Raw genomic sequence first — 20,474 nt, 5'->3', positions numbered from 1 at the left:
CCTTTTTTTTCATCCTAAATATATAATTCTTCACAACAATGACACACTTAATATTGGCAAGTGTGTCATTGTAATATTTTATTTTCTCTCTACCAGAAGATTGCGTACAATGCAACTAATAAAACACAGATGGTATAAGCTACAATATTAAACACCTTACCTGTTGCAAATGTTTTTCTGCTTATTTCAATACCTTTTTCATCATCAGCTCCTTTGTTCTGTAAATAGCTAACTAACATGATAACCAATGCCGAAAGAACTGCGGTATAACCCATTTGATCCATAAATGGAACATTCACAAATATTGATTCAAGGCTTGTACCAGTAACCCATCCATTAGGAGCCACTTTAAAATACATGGCAATTGGAATAGATGCCAACACCCCTGCAATAGCACCTTTGTTTGTGGATTTTTTCCAGAATAACCCCAACATAAATACCGCCAAAATACCAGGGCTAACTACACCTGTATATTCCTGAATAAATTGGAACGCCTGATCTAAACCTGCCAACTGAGGAGCAATACATCCCGCTATTAACAAGGCTACAGCTGCGGAAATTCTACCTGTATTTACCGTTTGCTTATCGCTTGCATTCGGATTAAAATAAGGCTTGTAAATATCCATTGTAAAAATGGTTGAAGTTGAATTCAACATAGATGCAAGTGATGACACAATTGCCGCAGCCAATGCAGCAAAAGCCACACCTTTCAATCCTGTTGGTAAGAATTGTAACAACCAAGGATATGCTTTATCAGCAGACTCCATTGTTGGAATATTATTTTGAGCAGCATCTCCTAAAGAAGCCATAATACTTCCATCATTTACCATTACAAATGCAGCAATCCCAGGAATCACAACAATTAAAGGAATTATTAACTTCAGGAATCCTGCAAATACAATACCTCTTTGAGATTCTCTCAATGACTTAGCTGCCAAAGTTCTTTGAATAATATACTGGTTGAATCCCCAGTAATAAAGGTTAGCAACCCACATTCCTCCAACAATAACTCCAATACCAGGAAGGTTTTTGTACTGATCGTGAGCTTTATCCAAAATCATATGGAAAGAGTCTGGAGCAGCTTCGTAAATATGCTTAAACCCAGCAAGTACACCTTCACCACCTGAAACGGTATCTAATGCAAGATAAGTAGTTACTAATCCACCTAAAATCAAAAATACAACCTGAATTACATCAGTCCAGGCAACCGCTGAAAGACCGCCATAAAGTGAGTAGCTAGCTGCAAACAAAGCCAAACCCAATACTCCATAAATCATTGGAATACCCATGATGGTTTCAAGAGCCAAAGCTCCCAAATATAATACTGAAGTAAGATTTACAAACACATATAATGCGATCCAGAAAACGGCCAATATGGTTTTTAGGTTTGTTGAATAACGCTTCTCTACAAATTCAGGAATCGTATATAGTCCTTTCTCAATGAAAATTGGCAGAAAGTATTTACCAACAATAATTAAAGTCAAAGCAGCCATCCACTCATATGAAGCAATTGCCAATCCAATTGCAAAACCAGATCCTGACATGCCGATAAATTGCTCGGCAGAAATATTAGCCGCAATTAAGGAAGCTCCAATTGCCCACCAAGGCAATGACTTTGAAGCCAAAAAATAATCATCTGCGTTTTTTTGATGTCCTTCTTTATCACGCGATACCCATAGGCCTACGCCAACGATTATAATACCGTAAACGATAAAAATCATATAATCGAGAAAAGAAAATGTATTAGCCATTTTATTTGATTTTAGTTGAGATTAAAGTTTTATTGAAATCTGCAGGCAGAAGTATAAATTAATGATTCTACCTCATATTCTCTTCAAACCAATTATTGCCTCATTTTATAATGTATTTTTGATAGTTCTCTCAATCTTTTCGCTGCGCCCTCGGCAGTAATATCACGTTGCGGCGTACCCAGCATTTCATATCCTACCATAAATTTTTTAACACTAGCCGAGCGTAACAAAGGTGGATAGAAATGCATGTGTAAATGCCACTCAGGATGTTTTTCTCCATCTGTTGGAGCTTGATGCAATCCTGCAGAATATGCAAACGACACCTCAAACAGATTGTCGTACATAATCGTTAATTTCTTGTAAACATCAGCCAAATCTGTTTTCTCCTCATCAGTCAATTCCAGCAAATTTGACACTGCTCTTTTGCTAATGATCATTGTTTCGAAAGGCCATACTGCCCAAAACGGTACTAAAGCTACAAAAGAATTATTCTCAACCAAAATCCTCTCCTTCTTGTCAAGCTCTATTTTCAGATAGTCTGATAGCATAGTTCTTCCATGCTTCTCATAATACGCCTTCTGATTTTCAGATTCCTTTGAAGTTTCGAGAGGAATGAGTTTAGAAGCCCAAATTTGCCCGTGAGGATGTGGATTGGAGCATCCCATAATGGAACCTTTGTTCTCAAATATCTGCACATAGCCAATATCTTCTCTATCTCCTAATTCCTTATACTCTTTGCACCAAAGATCAACAACCTTACGGATGTTCTCAACTTTCATTTCAGGAACCGTAAGACTATGATTCGAACTAAAGCAAATCACTTTACAAATTCCCGATTCACTTTTTGCTCTAAACAAATCACCATCCGAAAATTCTCCCTCAGGAGTATCTTGCAACAAAGCACTAAAATCATTCTGAAATGAATAAACGTCCTCATAGTTTGGATTCTTTTCTCCGCCAACTCTTTCATTAGTCGGGCACAAATAACATTGTGGATCATATTCAGGTCTCTTCTCCTCAACTACTTTTTCAACTTGACCTTGCCATGGTCTTTTCGACCTGTGAGGTGATACCAATATCCACTCACCAGTTAATGAATTATATCTACGATGTGGATTTTCAATGTAATCAAATTTCGCCATCTGAAATATTTTCTTGATTATTCTATTCTTTTTCCTCCGTCACCGATTTCAGCAACATAAAATTCTCCTACAATTCCTGTCTTCTCAGTATATTCCTTCCCTACTTTCTCAATAAATTCTTCAATATACTCATCTTTTACAAGACTAACAGTTGAACCTCCAAAGCCGCCGCCTGTCATTCTGGAACCAATAGTCCCTTCAATCTTTCTAGCCGCTTCAACCATAGTATCCAGTTCATGTCCCGTAACCTCATAATCATCACGAAGAGAATCATGAGAATTATTCATCAACTGTCCAAACTCTTTTAGGTTTCCTTTTTTAAGCTCTACTACGGCTTTCTGAGTTCTTTCAATTTCGCTAATAACATGACGTGCTCTTCTTCTAATCACATCATCATTTATAAGATTTTCTAATGAGTTGAATTCTGTCAGGCAAAGTTCACCTAAATTGGCAATCTTTCTGGAGGGGTTGATTGCCTCAACAGCTGCCCGACATTCAGCAACTCGTTCATTGTATTTTCCTTCATCTAAACTATGAGGGCTATTGGTATTTCCAATAACTATTTTAGCACCTTCTAAATTAATAGGTACTAATTCGTACTCAAGATTATTACAATTCAAATATATGGCATGATCTTTTTTGCCCATTCCAGAAGCAAATTGATCCATTATACCACACATTACTCCCGCAAATTCATGTTCTGCTTTTTGGCTGTATTTTACAATACTCAACTGATCTTTGCCAAAGTTGTATTCTTCATTAATTGCTACTCCTGTAACAACCTCTAAAGATGCCGAAGATGATAAACCTGCACCGTTTGGTACATTTCCCCAGAATAATAAATCAGCACCGCAGTTCGGAATCAATCCATCTTTTTTAAATTGAACAATTACACCAAGAACATAATTAGCCCAATTTCCTTTTTCCAATGGTTCTGTTATCTCTTCAAGTGATAACTTGTAAAATTTATCTTGATTTAAAGATCTAAGTTGGATATAATCATTGTCTGTTTTTCTTATCAAACAATAGGTTCCAAATGACAATGCACATGGAAAAACAAATCCTCCATTATAATCGGTATGTTCTCCAATTAGATTTACACGGCCTGGGGAAAAATACACATGACAATCACCTTGTCCATATAATTTTTCAAACTCAATCTTTAATTCTTCAATTTGCATACAACATTCTTACTGGTTGGTACTGGTAGGCAAATTTAAATCTTTTTTGTATAAATGCAAGCGATCTTAAAAAATTAAAGCTCTAATTCATCGAACCAGAGCTTCATACCTTTCGTAAGTATTTTTATTATAAGGAATTTCTTCTTATCAACCTAGACTGATTTTCTATCAATTCATTTTTAGAGTTGATAACCATATCAGCCAATATTCTTCCCATCTCTTTAAAATCCGTACTAATTGTAGTAATTCCATCGGCAACAACTTCCTTTAATGGCGTATCGTTATAAGAAATTATCCCCAAATCAGAACCTATTTTCAATTTCTCAGATTTAGCTTCCTTTACAAGAGTAACCAAGTCATTATCGTTTGGAACTATATAAACCTCACCTTTTTTAATTTTATGACTTTCCAAAGTTTCAATTACCTCTAATTCCCACTTATCCTGATAGTGAGTAGCAAACTTTTTAAAGCCTTTCAACTGTCCTACTGGTTCTTTTCCTCCTGGATAAACAAAATAGATTTTCTTATATTTTTCCAATAGGTTCAGTCCTGATTCCAGCGCATTAAATACATCTTTTTCAAAATTTTGATATACGGCAGGATAATGTTTTTTTAACGCAGCATTAGTTTGATCGAGAATATAAACTTCATTTTCAGGCAACTGTTGTAATACATTATACGCATCATTAAATTTTGCAGGCATAATTATATATGAAGTATACTTTCCATTGTTGTTATCAATTAACTCTTTAAAAACTTTACGGTTAAAATGATGGAAATAAATATCAACGTTTGCCTTGTCGTTTAAATTCTCAATAAAGGAATTGTATAATATCTCTTTAAATACATTAAATTCCTCGAATAGAAGAAAGATATTCTTCTTAAATCGAGTTGAAGTACTTGCCAAATAGTAACCTTTACCTGGAACTGAAGAAATAACTCCTCTAATTTTTAACTCATTATATGCAACAAGAACGGTATCTCTGGATAAACCAAACTCTTTACAGATTGCATTAATGGAAGGGATCCGATCCCCAACATTTACAAGTCCTTTATCAATAGATTGCAGCAAAGAGAGAATAAGTTGTTTGTATTTCGGAGTGCCCGAATCAGTAGTTACATTAAATATTTTAGAAGGCATCTTAATTGTATTTATTTGGAAAAGTATAAATACAAAGGTAATAAATTCCCAACTGATACGAACCAGTATGATAAATGAATGATTCTTGATTAATTCTTGTAAGCGGACATTCTGCTTTGAATCGTATCCCTTAAATCATCAATATTAATGCTAAATTCCTCTAAATAAAACTTCCTAATCAATTCTAACTTTCGGCTTATCAATTTCTTCCCTTTATTTAATTCCAAGCATAAATTGGGATCAGAAAAATCCTCACAATTCCAATCTTTAATGTAAGTCGAATTAAAATATACTGTATCCTGAACCAAAAAGTGTGACGTAAGCTGAGCAAAATCCTCAAATTGATTTCTCGTTCCATAAGCACTCACCATCCCTCTTTTAATCGCATCTGATAATGACACACCATTTCGCCAACCTTCTCCAACATATCCTAAAGGCGAAATGTTATTGTACCCATTAGGTAATCCCATTTTTTGATGTACAATGTGGGAAAATTCATGATGCATTGTTATCAATTGATTTTCTAACCAAATTCGATCGTCTAAATCAAAGGCATTCAAATTTATTAAACTTACTCTTGCACCATTTTCAGCATACCCAAATATTATTTCTCCATCACTTTCAAAAATATATGATCCAATATACACCAACTCTTTAGGCATATATTCCTGAATGAATAATTTTGAATCTTCTGACAATACAAGAAAAGGTTTTATCCAAAGCTCCTCTATCAATTTAGTAACCGGAATAACCAAATCTTCTTTAATAGGATCTGCTGATTGATCTTTATTTAAAAACCGCTGATCCCATTCCCATCGTATAGCAGTACCATATTTGTTCAGAATATTTTCCCTGATATAAACATCATTTGGATGATTAGACAATTTTATATCTGGGGCTTTATAATCAACAACCTCAGATTTATTACAAGCTGTAATTAATATTGCGATGACAATACCTATTGAAAAAAATCCAATGTCAAAATTCCTATATATCATCACTATCTCGGGTTAGGGATTAATCCATTCACGATGGCCGATTGTGGAATTTGTACGGCTGTTCTTATATCATTCGGAATAAGTTGAAAAGTATTTCCTTGAATGTCTTTATGCGTAATCGAAAGTTCGAATCTTTTAATATCAAACCATCTTGATCCTTCATCTAAAAACTCTTTTCTTCTTTCATCCAATAAAAAACGTTTCATGGCATTTTTTATATCTGATAAAGAATAATGCTCTTTAATCTTATTCAAATCCAGTTTTCCTCCTTCTGAATATCTCTTAGCCGCAAGAGTATGATAATCATTTAATGCAATTTCATATTCTCCTTGCATAATGTAACATTCCATCCTATTCAAAAGTACCTCTTCTCCCTTTAATTCACTTTGAATAAAATAGGGAAATCCGGTGCTGGAGGTTGTATAACGAAACAACTCATGGTATTTTGGAACAACAATAGCTCCAGTACTATAACTCCAACGCTGATCCCTAACATCTAGTTCTCCTTGAATATTATTGTTAAAAAGTTCATTAAAAATTTTGGTGTCACTCCTGTATCCATAATTGGCCCTGGCGTAAAACGATTCTTTTCTTAATACAATTAGATTAGACTTTTCCTTTACATCAGAATTTTTGGCTGCCATTTCATCAAAAGTAGTTCCCTGATAAATTTTAAATAAATCCCTAACATAAACAGCTGGATCATCTCCGAGAACCAAATTACAGTACTTTAAACTATTTGAATAATCTTTCTTAAAAAGGTAAAATCTTGCAGCAAAAGCATAGGCTGCATTCCTTGTAAAATGATATTTTTTTGATCCTGTAAAATAATCATCCTTTAATAATGAGAGTCCGATAATTAAATCTTTTTCAATTTTATCGTAAACATCTTTAACCGAACCCCTTGAATAGTTTTTAAACATTTCATCTTCTACTACTTCTACATAAGGAATGCCAAGATCGTATTCCGCTGTTTCCTCATTATAATGTTTAGAAAAAACATTCACCAGCATGAAATGATTGTAAGCCCTTGATATTAATGCCTCACCTCTCACTACAGCCCTAAAATCATCATCACCTGAAACTTTATCGATAACAGCCAAAGCTTCATTACAATGGGCAATTGCATAATACGTATTTTCCCAAAAATAAGTAGTAGATTCCTGAGCTTCGTAAGAATCCATTGAAATCCATTGAAAAGCTTCTGTCATATGATCTCTTTGGGTATTATCAGGAATCGCTGATACATTATCAGTCATCCATTCAATAAAAAGATAAGTACTCTCATTGTACGAGTTGGCAACTAACCTGGCAACATCTTTAACTGTTTGCAACTCCTTTCTGTCATCTGGATTTTCATCAAGATAAGAATCACAAGAAATTGAAAGTACAGTTAGAAGTAATATGCCAAAAAGTCTATTCATGAAAGAGCTATCAGTTTAAGCTTAGAAGGCTAAGTTAACAGAAAAACTGTAAGTTCTGGACATAGGAAGTGAAATTCCTCCTGATTGAAAAAACTCAGGATCAACACCATTTAACTTTTCATCCGAATAAAGCAAGGCAATATTATATGCCTGAAATTTTAAATTTGCCGAACTCAAATTCATTGAATCCAGCCAAGACTTGGGCAATTGATATACTACACCAATATTTTTGAGTCGTACAAAACTTCCATCTGCTACACGAGCAGTACTTTTATTATAAAGTTGATATGGATTTAATCCAGCATCATTTAATTCTTCAGATTTCCATCGTGTTAATATCACCGGAATATTAGTTCTATTCTCATCACCAGCTTTTTTCCAACGATTCTTAAGTCCTCCCGGAAGACTTGAATAATCATCATAGCTGTTACTGAATGCATCATCAAGCCTGATTTTATTTCCAAATCGGTAATTTAAACCTATTGATAAGGTCCAATTTTTGTAATGAAAAATGTTTTCCAGCCCACCAAAACCTTTGGGCGTCGTTGGGCCCTCATATTTCAGATATTTCAAAATATCTATCCTTTTCTGTAAATTAAGCTTTTGAATGGTTTTACCATTTGATCCATAAAACTGAGGAACTCCATTACTATCTAATCCTGCAAATGGGATCGAAAATAAACTATTGGAAGAATAACCTTCGAGATTTGTTCCCAATGACTGAATTGCATCTGCAATTCTAGGTTCATTATAGTATTTGGTAATTTTATCCTTGGCATAGCTAAAAGTTAAACGGGTATCCCAATTAAAGTTTTTTGTTTTAACATTTTGAGTGCTGAGAGTAAGTTCAATTCCATTAATTTTCATTTCGCCAACATTACCATACTTCTTTCTTATTCCACCAACACCACTTGTTGTAACAAAACCAAGCAAATCTTTAGATCTTCTTCTGAAATACTCAATGTCAGTATAAAATCTTCCATCTAAGATTTCTAATTCCATACCTAAATTAAATTCATACAATTTTTCCCAGGTAAGATCTCTATTGGCCAACTCATCTATATACAAAACATCTTCTCCATCCTCATCGTTCGGTCTCAAAGGTTCACCTGTCTTTAAAATTAAAGATGGACTTGCACCAATTCCATTATCGCCAGATAATCCGTAAGTTGCCTTTAACTTTAAGCGATCCACAAAACCAATCGACTTCATAAAGTTCTCACCATGAATATTCCAAGCTCCGCTAACATTCCAAGTAGGCAGGTATCTTGAATCACTATTTTTCCCTTGTCGATTATCTCCATCGTATCTAAAAGTAGAGTTCAGAATGTATTTTCCTCTGTAAGAATATGCTCCGGTTAAAAATACTCCGGCAAACCTGTACTTTTCTTTCTTTCTGTAATAATCTGTTTGATCACGAAATTTTAGATATTTTGCAACCATTGGGTTTGTAATACTAATTCCTCCCTGATCGTATAAGTACCCCCAAATTTCATTGTGAGTTTCTTTTCTATTTGTATATCTAATTTCCTGTCCGAACAGTAGCTTTACAATGTGATCCTGATCTGATTTTAAATTCCAATCAATTATATTTCTGATAAAATAACTTGTCAATGAATTTTTAGTAGTATTATAAAATCCTCCCTGATCCAAAACCGTATAAGGCTCTTTTTCTGGGTAATCTGGATCATCAAAAAGAAAATTATTACTATTAACAAACAAAGGATCATCAGCTCTATATGCTTCAGCATGATTAGATTTTTCATGAATCTTTTGCTCCCGTAACGTATTTACCCAACGTCCTTGAAAAATAGATCTAAACCTCAATTTAGAAGTAATAGCATACTGCACTTCGCCCTGAAACAAAAGATCATCCACATCTACATTTACATAATTGTGATCCAATTCATAAAGAATATTAAAAGGAGCATAATTCCTTCTAAAATACTCTAAATTGCCATTATCGTCGAAAGGTCTAATACTTCTACTAGTATACAGTGCGTAATTATAAGGGTTTACATCAAAATTACGCTCATAAAGTCCATCAATGGGTTCAAACTTTCTATCTTTTGATCCTGGCAATTTTTGATCTCTAATGTTACCTGATACTTTAAATCCCAATTTCAAGCGCTTTGACACATCAAAATCCCCTTTTACCAATGCAGTATAATTTTTAACCTCATCAGCTAAAGTTTGTCCTTCATCAGTATAGTATCCAATAGAAGTATAATATCTGGATTTATCCGATCCTCCAGAAATACTAAAAGAATGCTGTTGTGATAAAGAATTTCGAAATAAAACATCAAACCAGTCTGTATTCGAATTGGCATATTTTGATAAGAACTGATAATTCAAGCCTCCATCGGGTCCCCAGTTTAGATTATGGTTTGCAATCTCATAAAACATTTTGCTCATGGCTCCGTGATTTGCTGCCGATGCCGCTTTGGCAATATCAATCCAACCTTTATCATACAACTCTTCATAAACTTCCATTTCTTCATCAGAAGATAATATGTCGAACTGTGAATAATTGGGCTTTTGTCTTACAATTGCACTTCCTGAATAGGTAACTTTTAATTTGCCTGTTTTTCCTTTTTTAGTGGTAATTACAATTACCCCATTCATTGCCTTTGCACCATACAATGCAGTAGCAGAAGCATCTTTTAATATCTGAAATGATTCAATATCATCAGGATTTAAACCAACTACACCAGAACTCAAGACCGTAGAAAGATTACCAGATGCTAAATCATTATTTGTCAACTCTATAATATCTTCCTGAACTACACCATCAATCACCCACAAAGGTTTATTGCTCCCATTTATTGATGCTTTCCCTCTAATTCGTACAATAGGAGATATCCCAAAAGTTCCGGAAATATTATCTACTTGCACTCCAGCTATGTGCCCCTGTAGTGATCGACTAACATCTGCAATTCCACTTAAAGCAATATCAATTTGATTTAACTTATTGGCCGATCCAGTAAATAAGTTTCTGTCAATTTTCTGAAAACCAGTTGTAACCAGCACTTCACTCAGTTTCTCATCAGATGGAAACAACTCTACATCTATTTTCTCCAATTCACCAACACTCACCTCTTTGGTTTTCATTCCTATAAACGAAAACACTAATATAATATCAGGATCATTAGACGTAACAAAGGAATAATTACCATTAATGTCAGTAGATGTACCAAAATAAGTTCCCTTTATCAGAACAGATACTCCTGGCAAAATCATACCTCTATTATCGGTAACATTCCCATAAAGCTTTTTTACTTTTTTAATCGTTCTTTGAAGTTTTGAGTCTGCACTATTAGCATTGGGATCAGGCTTAATTATAATTACCCTATCACGAATTTCGTATGTCAAACCAGATTCGGTTAAACATTCTTGAAGAATTTCCCTTACACTTTTAGGAATACCAGAAAGATTAATATTGCGAATTTTCTTAATATCATCTACATTATACAAAAATGTATAATTGGTCTTTTCTTTGATTTCGGACATTACCTCAATCAAACTTGCACCTTTCATTCGCAACTCTAACCTTTCCTCTTGTGGAAATGCTTTAGATTTTTGTCCAAAACACACAAACAGAAAGAAGAAAAACAGGAGTCTTATTGCAAAAAACTCTTTTCTTTTCTGCATAAACCTCTAATTCCGATTTTTTTTAATATTTTTGAGTTGTGATTTGGTTAGTATTACACTTCTAGTGATAGTAGTGTTTATTGGCTTTGACCGAGATTTGTAGCAGCAAATCTCGGTTTTTTTTAAACTTCTTCAACCAAAAGGGCTCTATCCTTTATTGTGAATTTCACTTTTTGTGTAACCTCAATCAACTCTAATATTTGATCGATATTATCGTATCTAGTCAGATCTCCTGAAAATCTTAATTTTTTAACAGACTCGTTTAAAAAGGAAACATCTACATTGTACCATCTTGAAAGTCTTGTCATTATATCTTCCAAACTCTCATTTTCAAAAACAAACCTTCCATCTTTCCAAGCAGTATAAATTTCAGTATCAACTATCTGCTTTAATGTTTTTCCAGTTAATTTATTAAAACGATATTGTTCATTTGGTAACAATTTTACCTTGTTTCCAAACAAAGTATCACTAACTTCAACTCTACCTTCAACCAATGTAGTTACAATTTCATTTAAATCGGAATAGGCATTAACATTAAATGAAGTACCAAGAACTTTAACCTGTGCTTTATTCGCATTGACAACAAATGGATGAACAGAATCCTTAGCTACTTCAAAGAAGGCTTCCCCTTTAAGCTCAACTTTTCTTATCCCCGATCCAAATTCTGATGGAAACCGTAGTTTCGAATTGGAATTAAGCCATATTCTGGTTCCATCCATTAGTGTCAACTTATATTCCCCCCCTCTGGGAATAATAATTGTATTGTAGGTTAATTGTGATTTGGTAATATTTGATTTTTTCTGATAAATTAATTCCTGAGTTTTATTTGAAATAAATACATCACCTTCTTTAATTGTAACCTCCTCGTTAAGCTGATACCTTTCACCATCGCTTGTTATCAGTATAGCCTGCTGTGTTCCCGGACCAATAACATTTGAAATATTATTATCCAGCAAGTTGGAAAAGAAAAGTGTAGATCCAATTGCAAGAATAAGCACTGCAACAGCTCTTAAAAAGTTAACTTTTAACTTTCTAACCCTATCATTTTTAATTTTAGCCTGAATTTTATCCCAATTAGCTCTTTTATTGGATTGCTCCAATTTTAATTCTCTTTCCAAATATTGCCTTTCGGGATCCATAGAAAGTTTATGGAACAGAATTGCATTTTCTTCATTTGCTTGCTTCCATTCCTCCAGGTACTGAAATTCCTCATCAGTTAATCGATTCTCCAATCGTTTAACGATTAAATCAGCAATTTTAAATCCTGAATTTAAATCCTTCATCTTCATTTTTGCATTTACATGTACTATAACAGTTTCTCTCAAAAAAAGGGTGACAAACGTCTTTAATTTTGTCACCTTTGTAATTCTTAGATATTTTTTTTACAAAAACATCAACATCGTAAATAAATCTTTCAGATTATCTCTCAGGAACTTACTAGCTCTTTGTTTTTGAGTTTTCACTGTATTTATAGAAATATTCAGATCTTCCGCAATTTCTGCATTTTTTAGACCCTTTAAACTCAATAAGTAAATAGCTCTCGCCGATTCAGGAAGTTTTCCTACTGTATCTGCAATGATCCTGTTCACTTCCTCTTCAATAACATTGTTTAAAAAATAATCCTCACTTAAAATATCAGTCTTCGCCTGAACTTCGTAATTTCTCTCAACTTTTTGGTGATCCAGATAGTTTAAACAAGAATTACGAACCGTTTTATATAAAAAGGCTTTGAGTGGTGCCTCATGATAAAAGGAAGTTTTTTTTTCCCAAACTTTTATAAAACTCTCTTGAACCAGATCCTCAACAGCCTCATTATTAGCTATATATTTTTGACCAAATAAAAACAACGCCTCGTAATATTTATCATATAAATCCCTAAAGGCGGATTGACTTCCACTTCTGAATTTATCAATGGATATATTAGCAGTTGTTGACATGGGTTCTAATTACAAATGGACAGACAATATTATAAAATAATTTCAGAATTCAATAATCGTATATTTTCAATTAGATAAACCAATTGAATCGCGTGCTATACAATAAAAAAAGAGTGCCTAAAACAGACACCCTCTTTTAATGTTATGAGACCTTTTTATAAGTCTAATTTTTTCTTCAAATGCTTTGGCAAGGCATCTTTATGAACCATTATGGCAACTGTTTTTAACTTAACGTATGCTTCACTCATATTTAAATAGCCACCAAATTTATTGCTGTCATCAGCCCAAGAATTTTTGGTCTTGTAATAAAGCGTTCCATTTTCATCCTTAACAATACCAGTTAAATGCATCAAATGATCATCAGTTGTCTGGAAATTATCAAAAGTTTTTTGACGCAATTCTTGTGTTACTTTTGGTTCATTGGTGTTTGCTCTATTCTTTTCTGTTTTATTCTCAACACCCTCTTCCCATTTCGCAATTTCAGAGTTACTCATATCTGTTTCCTTAACATTTGGTAATACAGCATATCCATTTCTATGCGAAAAACCTTTTTCACTTACATCACCGTCCCAACAAACAGAATATCCATTTTCTAAGGCGTAATTCATAACCTCCATCAATTCATCGATTGGTACATTATAATATAAATCATCCGACCAATTATCCGGAATCTCAAGATTAATTTTTGAATAAAAAGGATGGTGGTTGTATGATGTAAGCTCTACATAATCAGAAGAGTTAAAACCAACTTCTTTTGCAAATTCTTGCGGAGTATATTCTTTTCCGTTGTACTCGAAAGACTCCGGCAGTTTTCCCATATAAATATCTAAAACACCATTTACCGATGAAAACCAAACCGGTGTAATTGTTTTATTAGGATTTTTAACAATTTCATCCAACATGGCTTTTGTCGATTTCACCATTTCTCTGTGAATGTGAAAATCTCCCTCATACTGATTGCCAGAATAAACTGATTCCGGCACAAATCCATGAGTTTTTACAACATTCATTACATCATGAGCTTGTCCTCCTTCGCTAAAGTTACCTTTTCCATGCAATCGAAAATAGCGTTTTGCTTTTTTTGAATAGGCCTCACGCACAATATACATTTCAGATAAATCCAATTCTGGAGCACCCATTCTCAATAATTCTGTTTCAATAAATGAAGTAGTTGCAAAGCTCCAGCAAGTACCTGTACTTTGTTGATTTTTAACTGGTGTAGTCTTTACTTCAGTAATAGTAGTAAATTTCTTTTCATCCTGTTGCTCCTGTGCGTTTACCACATGCAAACCACTTATCAACAACAGTGTAAGGATTAATTTGTTCATTTGTTTGTGTTTAAGTTCAAAGGTATATTCTTATAAATTCTCTAATTCTAACTGTTTCTTTTTCGGCATTTTTTCAACAACCAACTTATACGATTTATCAATCCACTCTTTTATTAAATCATCAGATACACTTCCATCAATCTTAACAGTATTCCAATACCTTTTATTCATATGGTATCCTGGAAGCACTGCAGCATATCTTTCTCTTAATTCTATTGCAAGGTCTTCTTCACACTTTACATTCATGCTCAATTCTTGATTGATATTTGTAAGCAAAAACATTTTACCTAAAACCTTAAATACCAAAGTTTCTTCATCAAAAGGAAAACTCTCGGTAACGGCTTTTTTCGATAGACAATACAGTCTTAATTCTTCGATATTCATGATTTAATCGTTTATTAAAAATCTGTACAATTGAAGACTAACAAATATAACGAGTTTTAAAGATATCTGTAATCGCACTTTAATATTCTAACGGAAAATTTATTCTCCTACTAGTAAACTACTTGCAAAATGTAAAAATTACTTTCTTAACTTCATTCAATTTTGACAAAACGATATCATTTGAATGCAAAGAAATAATAATCGTTTATCAACATAAAACAAAGCTCCACTCAAGCTCTCCGTTATCTCAAATTATGTTTCATTTATTCTTGTTTAAGAATTCATATACTTCACCACCAACACTCCCAATTCATTGAGTTTTACCGCACATCGCTATAATTACGAATAAGAGCTCTTAAAATGATTTTTTTTTTAAAACTAGTCTTGATTTCGTATATTTATACCATTCAAAACGCTTTTTAAAAGTAGATTTAGTTATGACTCAAGTTAGTTACACTCAAAAATATAATTGGAAGGACAAGCGAATTCTCATCGTCGAAGACGAGGAAATCAATAACATGTTCTTTGATGCTGCATTAAGTAGAACCGAATCTGAATTGCTTTGGGCAAAAAATGGCAAAGAAGCTGTTGACATAGTAGATGTTACGGAAGACGTTGACGTTATATTAATGGATATTCGCTTACCAATAATGGATGGTTGTGAAGCCACCAGAAGAATTAAAAAACGACACAGCAAAATTCCTATTATTGCTCAAACTGCTTATGCATTGGAAGGTGATCGTGAACGCATTTTAGATGCTGGTTGTGATGACTATCTTGCAAAACCAATTCGTTTTGAAGAATTGCTAGCAACAATTGATAAATACCTTGCTGACTAATCTACTGGCGCAATAAATGCATCTTCGATGTGTTCTATTGCGTACTTCTCTCCTTTTTTAACTACACTAACAACATCAAATCTAACTTCTTGTTTAATTTCTTTTAAATCTACATATGCCTGTGTAGCTTTTACAAGAAATTTAATTTTTGATAAAGTAATTGCATCTGCTGGATGTTCAAAATAATCTGTCGATCGGGATTTTACTTCCACAACAACCAAAAAATCATCTTTTAAGGCAACAATATCGAGCTCTTTTTTTTGGTAAATCCAATTCCTATCGAGAATTTGGTAACCAATCCCTATCAGGTACTTTACAGCCAAATCCTCTCCTAATTTACCTAATTCGTTATGCTTTGCCATTATTTATCCCAATAAAAACTAACCTCTTTCTCGTCCACCACTATTTTTACATACCTTCCCAGAGGTAGTGTCCAGTTATCATTAATATGCCCAGCAGGAAAATCATAAACAACAGGGTAATAATAGTTTTCCACAGCTTCATTAATGATTTCATAAGCAGATTTTCCAAATTTAGGATCACCTTCTTTCATGCTGCTAAAACCGCCAACCACTAGAGCCTGAAGTTCTGACAATTTTCCACCCATTCTTAAGTTATGCATCATTCTATCTAAATGATATAATTCCTCACCTACATCTTCTATGAATAAAATTTTACCATGAGTTTCAAAATCCATATTTGTACCACGCAAGCTGTACAAAATAGACAAATTACCACCTATCAATTCACCTTCAGCAATACCCAAGCGATTCAATTCATGAGATTGAATTCTATAATCCTCCTGATTTCCCATTATAGCACAACATAGACTTTCAACCGATTTTCCAGTTTCATCATCTGTAAAATTAATAGGCATTACAGAATGTAAACTCTCAACATCCAGAATATTGTTCAAATAACTATGAAATACAGTAATATCGCTATAACCAATGATCCATTTGGGTTTGCGAAGAAACAAATCAAAATCTACATGTTCCAATATTCGTACGCAGCCATATCCTCCTCTGGCACAAAGAATTGCTTTTATATCTGGGTCATCCAGCATTTGCTGAAAATCCTTCAACCTATTTAAATCCCTCCCTGCAAATTGGTGATACTCATCAAATACATGCTTACCCAAAACTACCTTTAAGCCTAAACGCTCAAGCATTGTAACTGCAATTCCCACTTTTTCCGGCTCTATCTTTCCTGCTGGTGAAATGATCCCAATTTTATCTCCTTTTTCTAAAGCAGTAGGCTGATACATATTTATTTAGTTTTTATTGTAAACTGTGTTCAAATTAAGAATAAAATGCAAAGCAAGAACAATATTTTTGATAATTCTATCTTATCTTTGCCAACGATTTGCTAAATAACGTGCTAATCAACTAAAAAAGTAACCAAAATAATAGTTGGAACAGATATTACAACTCTTGTTCCATGTGTAAAAAATATCTCAAATGAAGAAATTTAACAGAACTCTTGTAACTACAGCTCTTCCATATGCCAATGGTCCAGTTCATGTTGGACATCTGGCAGGTGTATATGTTCCAGCCGATATTTATGTAAGATACCTAAGGATGAAAGGTGAGGATGTTCTTTTAATTGGAGGCTCCGATGAGCATGGTGTACCTATTACTATTAAGGCTCAAAAAGAAGGTATTACTCCTCAAGATGTTGTTGACAAGTATCACAATATCATTAAAGATTCATTCGAGAAATTTGGTATTTCTTTCGATATTTACTCTAGAACAAGTAATAAAGTTCATCACGAAACGGCTTCTGAATTCTTTAAGACTTTGCACGAAAAGGGTGAATTTGTTGAAAAAACCAGCGAGCAATATTACGATGCAGAAGCGAATCAATTTCTTGCTGACCGCTACATAACTGGAACTTGTCCTCATTGTAAAAGTGAAGGAGCATATGGAGATCAATGTGAAAGCTGTGGTACTTCATTGAATGCAACAGATCTTATTGATCCTAGATCATCAATCACTGGAAACAAGCCAGAATTAAAAGAAACCAAACACTGGTATTTACCACTTGACAAATATGAGCCATATTTAAAACAATGGATTCTTGAAGAACACAAAGAATGGAAACCAAATGTTTATGGTCAGTGTAAATCATGGTTGGACAACGGACTTCACCCACGTGCCGTTACACGTGATTTGAATTGGGGAGTTCCTGTTCCAGTAGAAGGAGGTGAAGGAAAAGTTTTGTACGTTTGGTTCGATGCTCCTATCGGATATATTTCAGCAACCAAAGAACATACGCCTGATTGGGAAAAATATTGGAAAGCTGAAGATTCTAAAATGGTTCATTTCATCGGAAAAGACAATATTGTTTTCCACTGTATCATTTTCCCATCAATGCTAAAAGCTGAAGGTTCGTACATTTTACCAGAAAATGTTCCTTCAAACGAATTCTTGAATTTAGAAGGAGATAAAATCTCTACATCAAGAAACTGGGCAGTTTGGTTGCACGAATATTTAGAAGAGTTCCCTGAAAAACAGGATGTATTGCGTTATGTACTTACAGCCAATGCTCCTGAAACTAAGGATAATGACTTCACTTGGAAAGATTATCAAGCAAGAAACAACAATGAATTGGTTGCAATTCTTGGAAACTTCGTGAACCGAGCATTGGTACTAACACATAAATATTTCGATGGAAAAGTTCCTGCTGCAGGAGAGCTTAATGATTTCGATAAAGAAACATTAGCTGAAATTCCAACGATTAAAGCTCAAGTAGAGAAAAATCTTGAAACTTACCACTTCCGTGAAGCTTTAAAAGAAGCAATGAATTTAGCTCGATTAGGAAATAAATATCTTGCAGATACAGAACCTTGGAAAGTGATAAAAACAGATGAAGAAAGAGTTAAGACAATCTTGAACATTTGTCTTCAAATCTCTACAAACCTTTCTACATTAATGGAACCATTCTTACCATTCTCGGCCAACAAATTAAGAGAATTCTTAAACATTGAGCCGCTAGCTTGGGATAATATTGGTGAAAATGTAATTGAAGTGGGTCATCAAATTAACAAAGCTTCATTATTGTTCGAAAAAATCGAAGATGAAACTATTCAGGCTCAGGTTGATAAATTATTAGCAACCAAAGCTGCTAACGAAGCTGCAAACAAACCAGTTGCTCCAGCAAAAGAAAACATCAACTTCGATGATTTCATGAAAATGGATGTTAGAGTTGGTACCATTATCGAAGCTGAAAAAGTTGCAAAAACCAAGAAACTTTTAAAACTAACCGTTGATACAGGTATTGATCAACGCACTGTGGTTTCTGGTATCGCAGAACATTATAAGCCAGAAGAAATTATTGGCAAACAAGTAAGCATTTTAGTGAACCTTGAGCCTAAAAAGCTAAAAGGAATCGAATCGCAAGGTATGATTCTAATGGCTGAAGATGCTGATGGAAAACTATCTTTTGTTTCTCCTGATCAAGCTGTAAAACCGGGTTCTGAAATCAGATAAGAAAAAATATATAAACAGAAAAGCGCTTCCTTTAGGGAGGCGCTTTTTTTATATCTCGATAATTCTATTTCTTATTTTTTCAATACCCAATACGAAGATTTTGGATTCGCTGCTATAGCCTGTTTCTTAAATTGGTCAACTGCCTCTCTGTTATTGAATTGGTTAATTGCAACAGAGAACAAATTCTTATTTTTAATGATCATTGCCGGATAAGATTTTGAGATTAACTCTTCTTGCAAGATCTTAGCATTTTCAATAGTTGTAAAACTTCCAGCAATCAAATAAAATTTTCCTTTACTAGTTTTAGAAATTTTAGCTGAGATTTTATTCTTTTCAATTTTAGGCTCAAACTTCACCAACTCTTCAGGAGGAGAAATTTGAGGTTTCAATTGCACATGATTCTCCGTTAAAGAATTTTTATCTCCAGAAAATCCCATCGAAGCTGAATCCAAAACCGCTTTACGTTCCGAATTCAATGGGAGCAAAGCTACAGCCAACAAAACTGCAGCAGCCGCAGAAGCATACCAAATTCTTTTGGTAGTAAAAAATCCTTTTACCTGATGATCAACAATCGAAGGAATTCTTTCTTCAACAGGTTTATGCAGTTTGGGAAGTTCAAGCTGTTCCAACCCCAAGCTATCAACCAAATAATTCAGGTTTGCTAATGGTTCGAATTGCAAGTTATGCTTTCTATCCTTCCAAAAAGAACCAATCCCATCAATCACAACTTTTTCTCCGCGCTGAATTTTCACTCGAATGTTTTCCACAAAAAACATCACAGCTTTCTCAGCTTCGGCATAACTCAAATTTTCCAAGTCTGCCAAATGATTTATCAAAAGACCATCGTTTTGTGTTAGATTACGATTAAATCCTAAATCCTTCGATGGAGGAAAAACCATTTGCAGATTTTCATCAATTCTGGCCGAACGATAATTCGCTACAAATCCACCAAAACCTGGCAAAATCACACAATCGTGCACAAATAATAAATCTTGTATGTATTTTGATATCTCATGCATAATAGACAAATATAGTTAAAAATAAATGTCACTCAAATGGATTATTTACACACAAGAACCAACCAATTAAAAATCAACAAATTCCATATTTAATTTTAAATTAATTAAATTATACAAACATTTCGATAAAAAAGGACTTAATTTTACTTATCAAATAGATAGACGAATTGTAATTATGCAGAAACAAA

Annotated in this window: 15 protein-coding genes and 1 pseudogene; 2 read left to right on the top strand and 14 right to left on the bottom strand. The window is 33.8% G+C overall.

The genetic code is table 11. The features are described 5' to 3' along the window. Positions 1-89 precede the first annotated feature (89 nt). The 11 genes and pseudogenes from JCM15579_RS19000 to JCM15579_RS18950 form a co-directional block, all read right to left on the bottom strand. Complete coding sequence (locus tag JCM15579_RS19000) at positions 90-1,751, bottom strand: sodium/sugar symporter (protein WP_054722747.1); 1,662 nt, start codon at positions 1,749-1,751, stop codon at positions 90-92. 92 nt (positions 1,752-1,843) lie between these two features. After that, positions 1,844-2,893, bottom strand: coding sequence for a UDP-glucose--hexose-1-phosphate uridylyltransferase (locus JCM15579_RS18995; protein WP_054722745.1), 1,050 nt, complete (start codon positions 2,891-2,893; stop codon positions 1,844-1,846). A gap of 17 nt (positions 2,894-2,910) precedes the next feature. Next, positions 2,911-4,074 carry a galactokinase gene (locus tag JCM15579_RS18990; protein WP_054722743.1) on the bottom strand — a complete coding sequence of 388 codons (1,164 nt, stop codon included), beginning with the start codon at positions 4,072-4,074 and terminating at the stop codon, positions 2,911-2,913. Between the two features lie 127 nt (positions 4,075-4,201). Further along, positions 4,202-5,215 carry a GntR family transcriptional regulator gene (locus tag JCM15579_RS18985; RefSeq protein ID WP_054722741.1) on the bottom strand — a complete coding sequence of 338 codons (1,014 nt, stop codon included), beginning with the start codon at positions 5,213-5,215 and terminating at the stop codon, positions 4,202-4,204. Positions 5,216-5,304: 89 nt separating this feature from the next. Further along, positions 5,305-6,213 (bottom strand): substrate import-associated zinc metallohydrolase lipoprotein, encoded by a 909-nt coding sequence (locus tag JCM15579_RS18980; RefSeq protein WP_054722739.1) that lies wholly within the window; start codon positions 6,211-6,213, stop codon positions 5,305-5,307. Positions 6,214-6,215: 2 nt separating this feature from the next. After that, positions 6,216-7,637: a RagB/SusD family nutrient uptake outer membrane protein gene (locus JCM15579_RS18975; protein WP_054722737.1), complete on the bottom strand. Its 1,422-nt coding sequence runs from the start codon at positions 7,635-7,637 to the stop codon at positions 6,216-6,218. Between the two features lie 21 nt (positions 7,638-7,658). Further along, entirely contained in the window at positions 7,659-11,288 is a 3,630-nt protein-coding gene (locus JCM15579_RS18970) for a SusC/RagA family TonB-linked outer membrane protein (protein WP_054722735.1), read from the bottom strand. Between the two features lie 122 nt (positions 11,289-11,410). Beyond that, complete coding sequence (locus tag JCM15579_RS18965) at positions 11,411-12,571, bottom strand: FecR family protein (RefSeq protein ID WP_172677474.1); 1,161 nt, start codon at positions 12,569-12,571, stop codon at positions 11,411-11,413. 99 nt (positions 12,572-12,670) lie between these two features. Next, positions 12,671-13,225 carry an RNA polymerase sigma-70 factor gene (locus JCM15579_RS18960; protein WP_054722732.1) on the bottom strand — a complete coding sequence of 185 codons (555 nt, stop codon included), beginning with the start codon at positions 13,223-13,225 and terminating at the stop codon, positions 12,671-12,673. Positions 13,226-13,380: 155 nt separating this feature from the next. Further along, positions 13,381-14,556: pseudogene (locus JCM15579_RS18955) on the bottom strand (C1 family peptidase); the annotation flags it as partial. A 27-nt stretch (positions 14,557-14,583) separates the two neighbouring features. Next, a complete protein-coding gene (locus JCM15579_RS18950) occupies positions 14,584-14,937 on the bottom strand; it encodes an MmcQ/YjbR family DNA-binding protein (RefSeq protein WP_054722725.1) in 354 nt (117 codons plus the stop codon). Between the two features lie 437 nt (positions 14,938-15,374). Between JCM15579_RS18950 and JCM15579_RS18945 the strand changes: the two genes are divergently transcribed. Next, positions 15,375-15,776, top strand: coding sequence for a response regulator (locus tag JCM15579_RS18945; protein WP_054722723.1), 402 nt, complete (start codon positions 15,375-15,377; stop codon positions 15,774-15,776). Here JCM15579_RS18945 and JCM15579_RS18940 read toward each other — a convergent pair. Next, the gene (locus JCM15579_RS18940; RefSeq protein ID WP_054722721.1) at positions 15,773-16,138 is read right to left on the bottom strand and encodes a YraN family protein; all 366 of its coding nucleotides are present in this window, start codon (positions 16,136-16,138) and stop codon (positions 15,773-15,775) included. The two genes, JCM15579_RS18945 and JCM15579_RS18940, sit on opposite strands and share 4 nt — an antisense overlap. Continuing rightward, on the bottom strand, positions 16,138-17,043 hold the full coding sequence (locus JCM15579_RS18935) for a S66 peptidase family protein (protein ID WP_054722719.1): 906 nt from the start codon (positions 17,041-17,043) through the stop codon (positions 16,138-16,140). The genes JCM15579_RS18940 and JCM15579_RS18935 overlap by 1 nt, the downstream gene beginning before the upstream one ends. Positions 17,044-17,236: 193 nt before the next feature. Here JCM15579_RS18935 and metG point away from each other — a divergent pair, with 193 nt between their 5' ends. Then, positions 17,237-19,267 carry a methionine--tRNA ligase gene (gene metG, locus JCM15579_RS18930; protein ID WP_054722717.1) on the top strand — a complete coding sequence of 677 codons (2,031 nt, stop codon included), beginning with the start codon at positions 17,237-17,239 and terminating at the stop codon, positions 19,265-19,267. A gap of 71 nt (positions 19,268-19,338) precedes the next feature. Here the strand turns inward: metG and JCM15579_RS18925 are convergent, their stop codons facing one another. Continuing rightward, positions 19,339-20,286: an HU domain-containing protein gene (locus JCM15579_RS18925; protein WP_054722715.1), complete on the bottom strand. Its 948-nt coding sequence runs from the start codon at positions 20,284-20,286 to the stop codon at positions 19,339-19,341. Positions 20,287-20,474 lie beyond the last annotated feature (188 nt).

It is taken from the genome of Marinifilum fragile JCM 15579 (assembly GCF_001310955.1).
GTDB lineage: Bacteria > Bacteroidota > Bacteroidia > Bacteroidales > Marinifilaceae > Marinifilum > Marinifilum fragile.
This window is presented reverse-complemented; position numbering and strand designations above follow the sequence as displayed.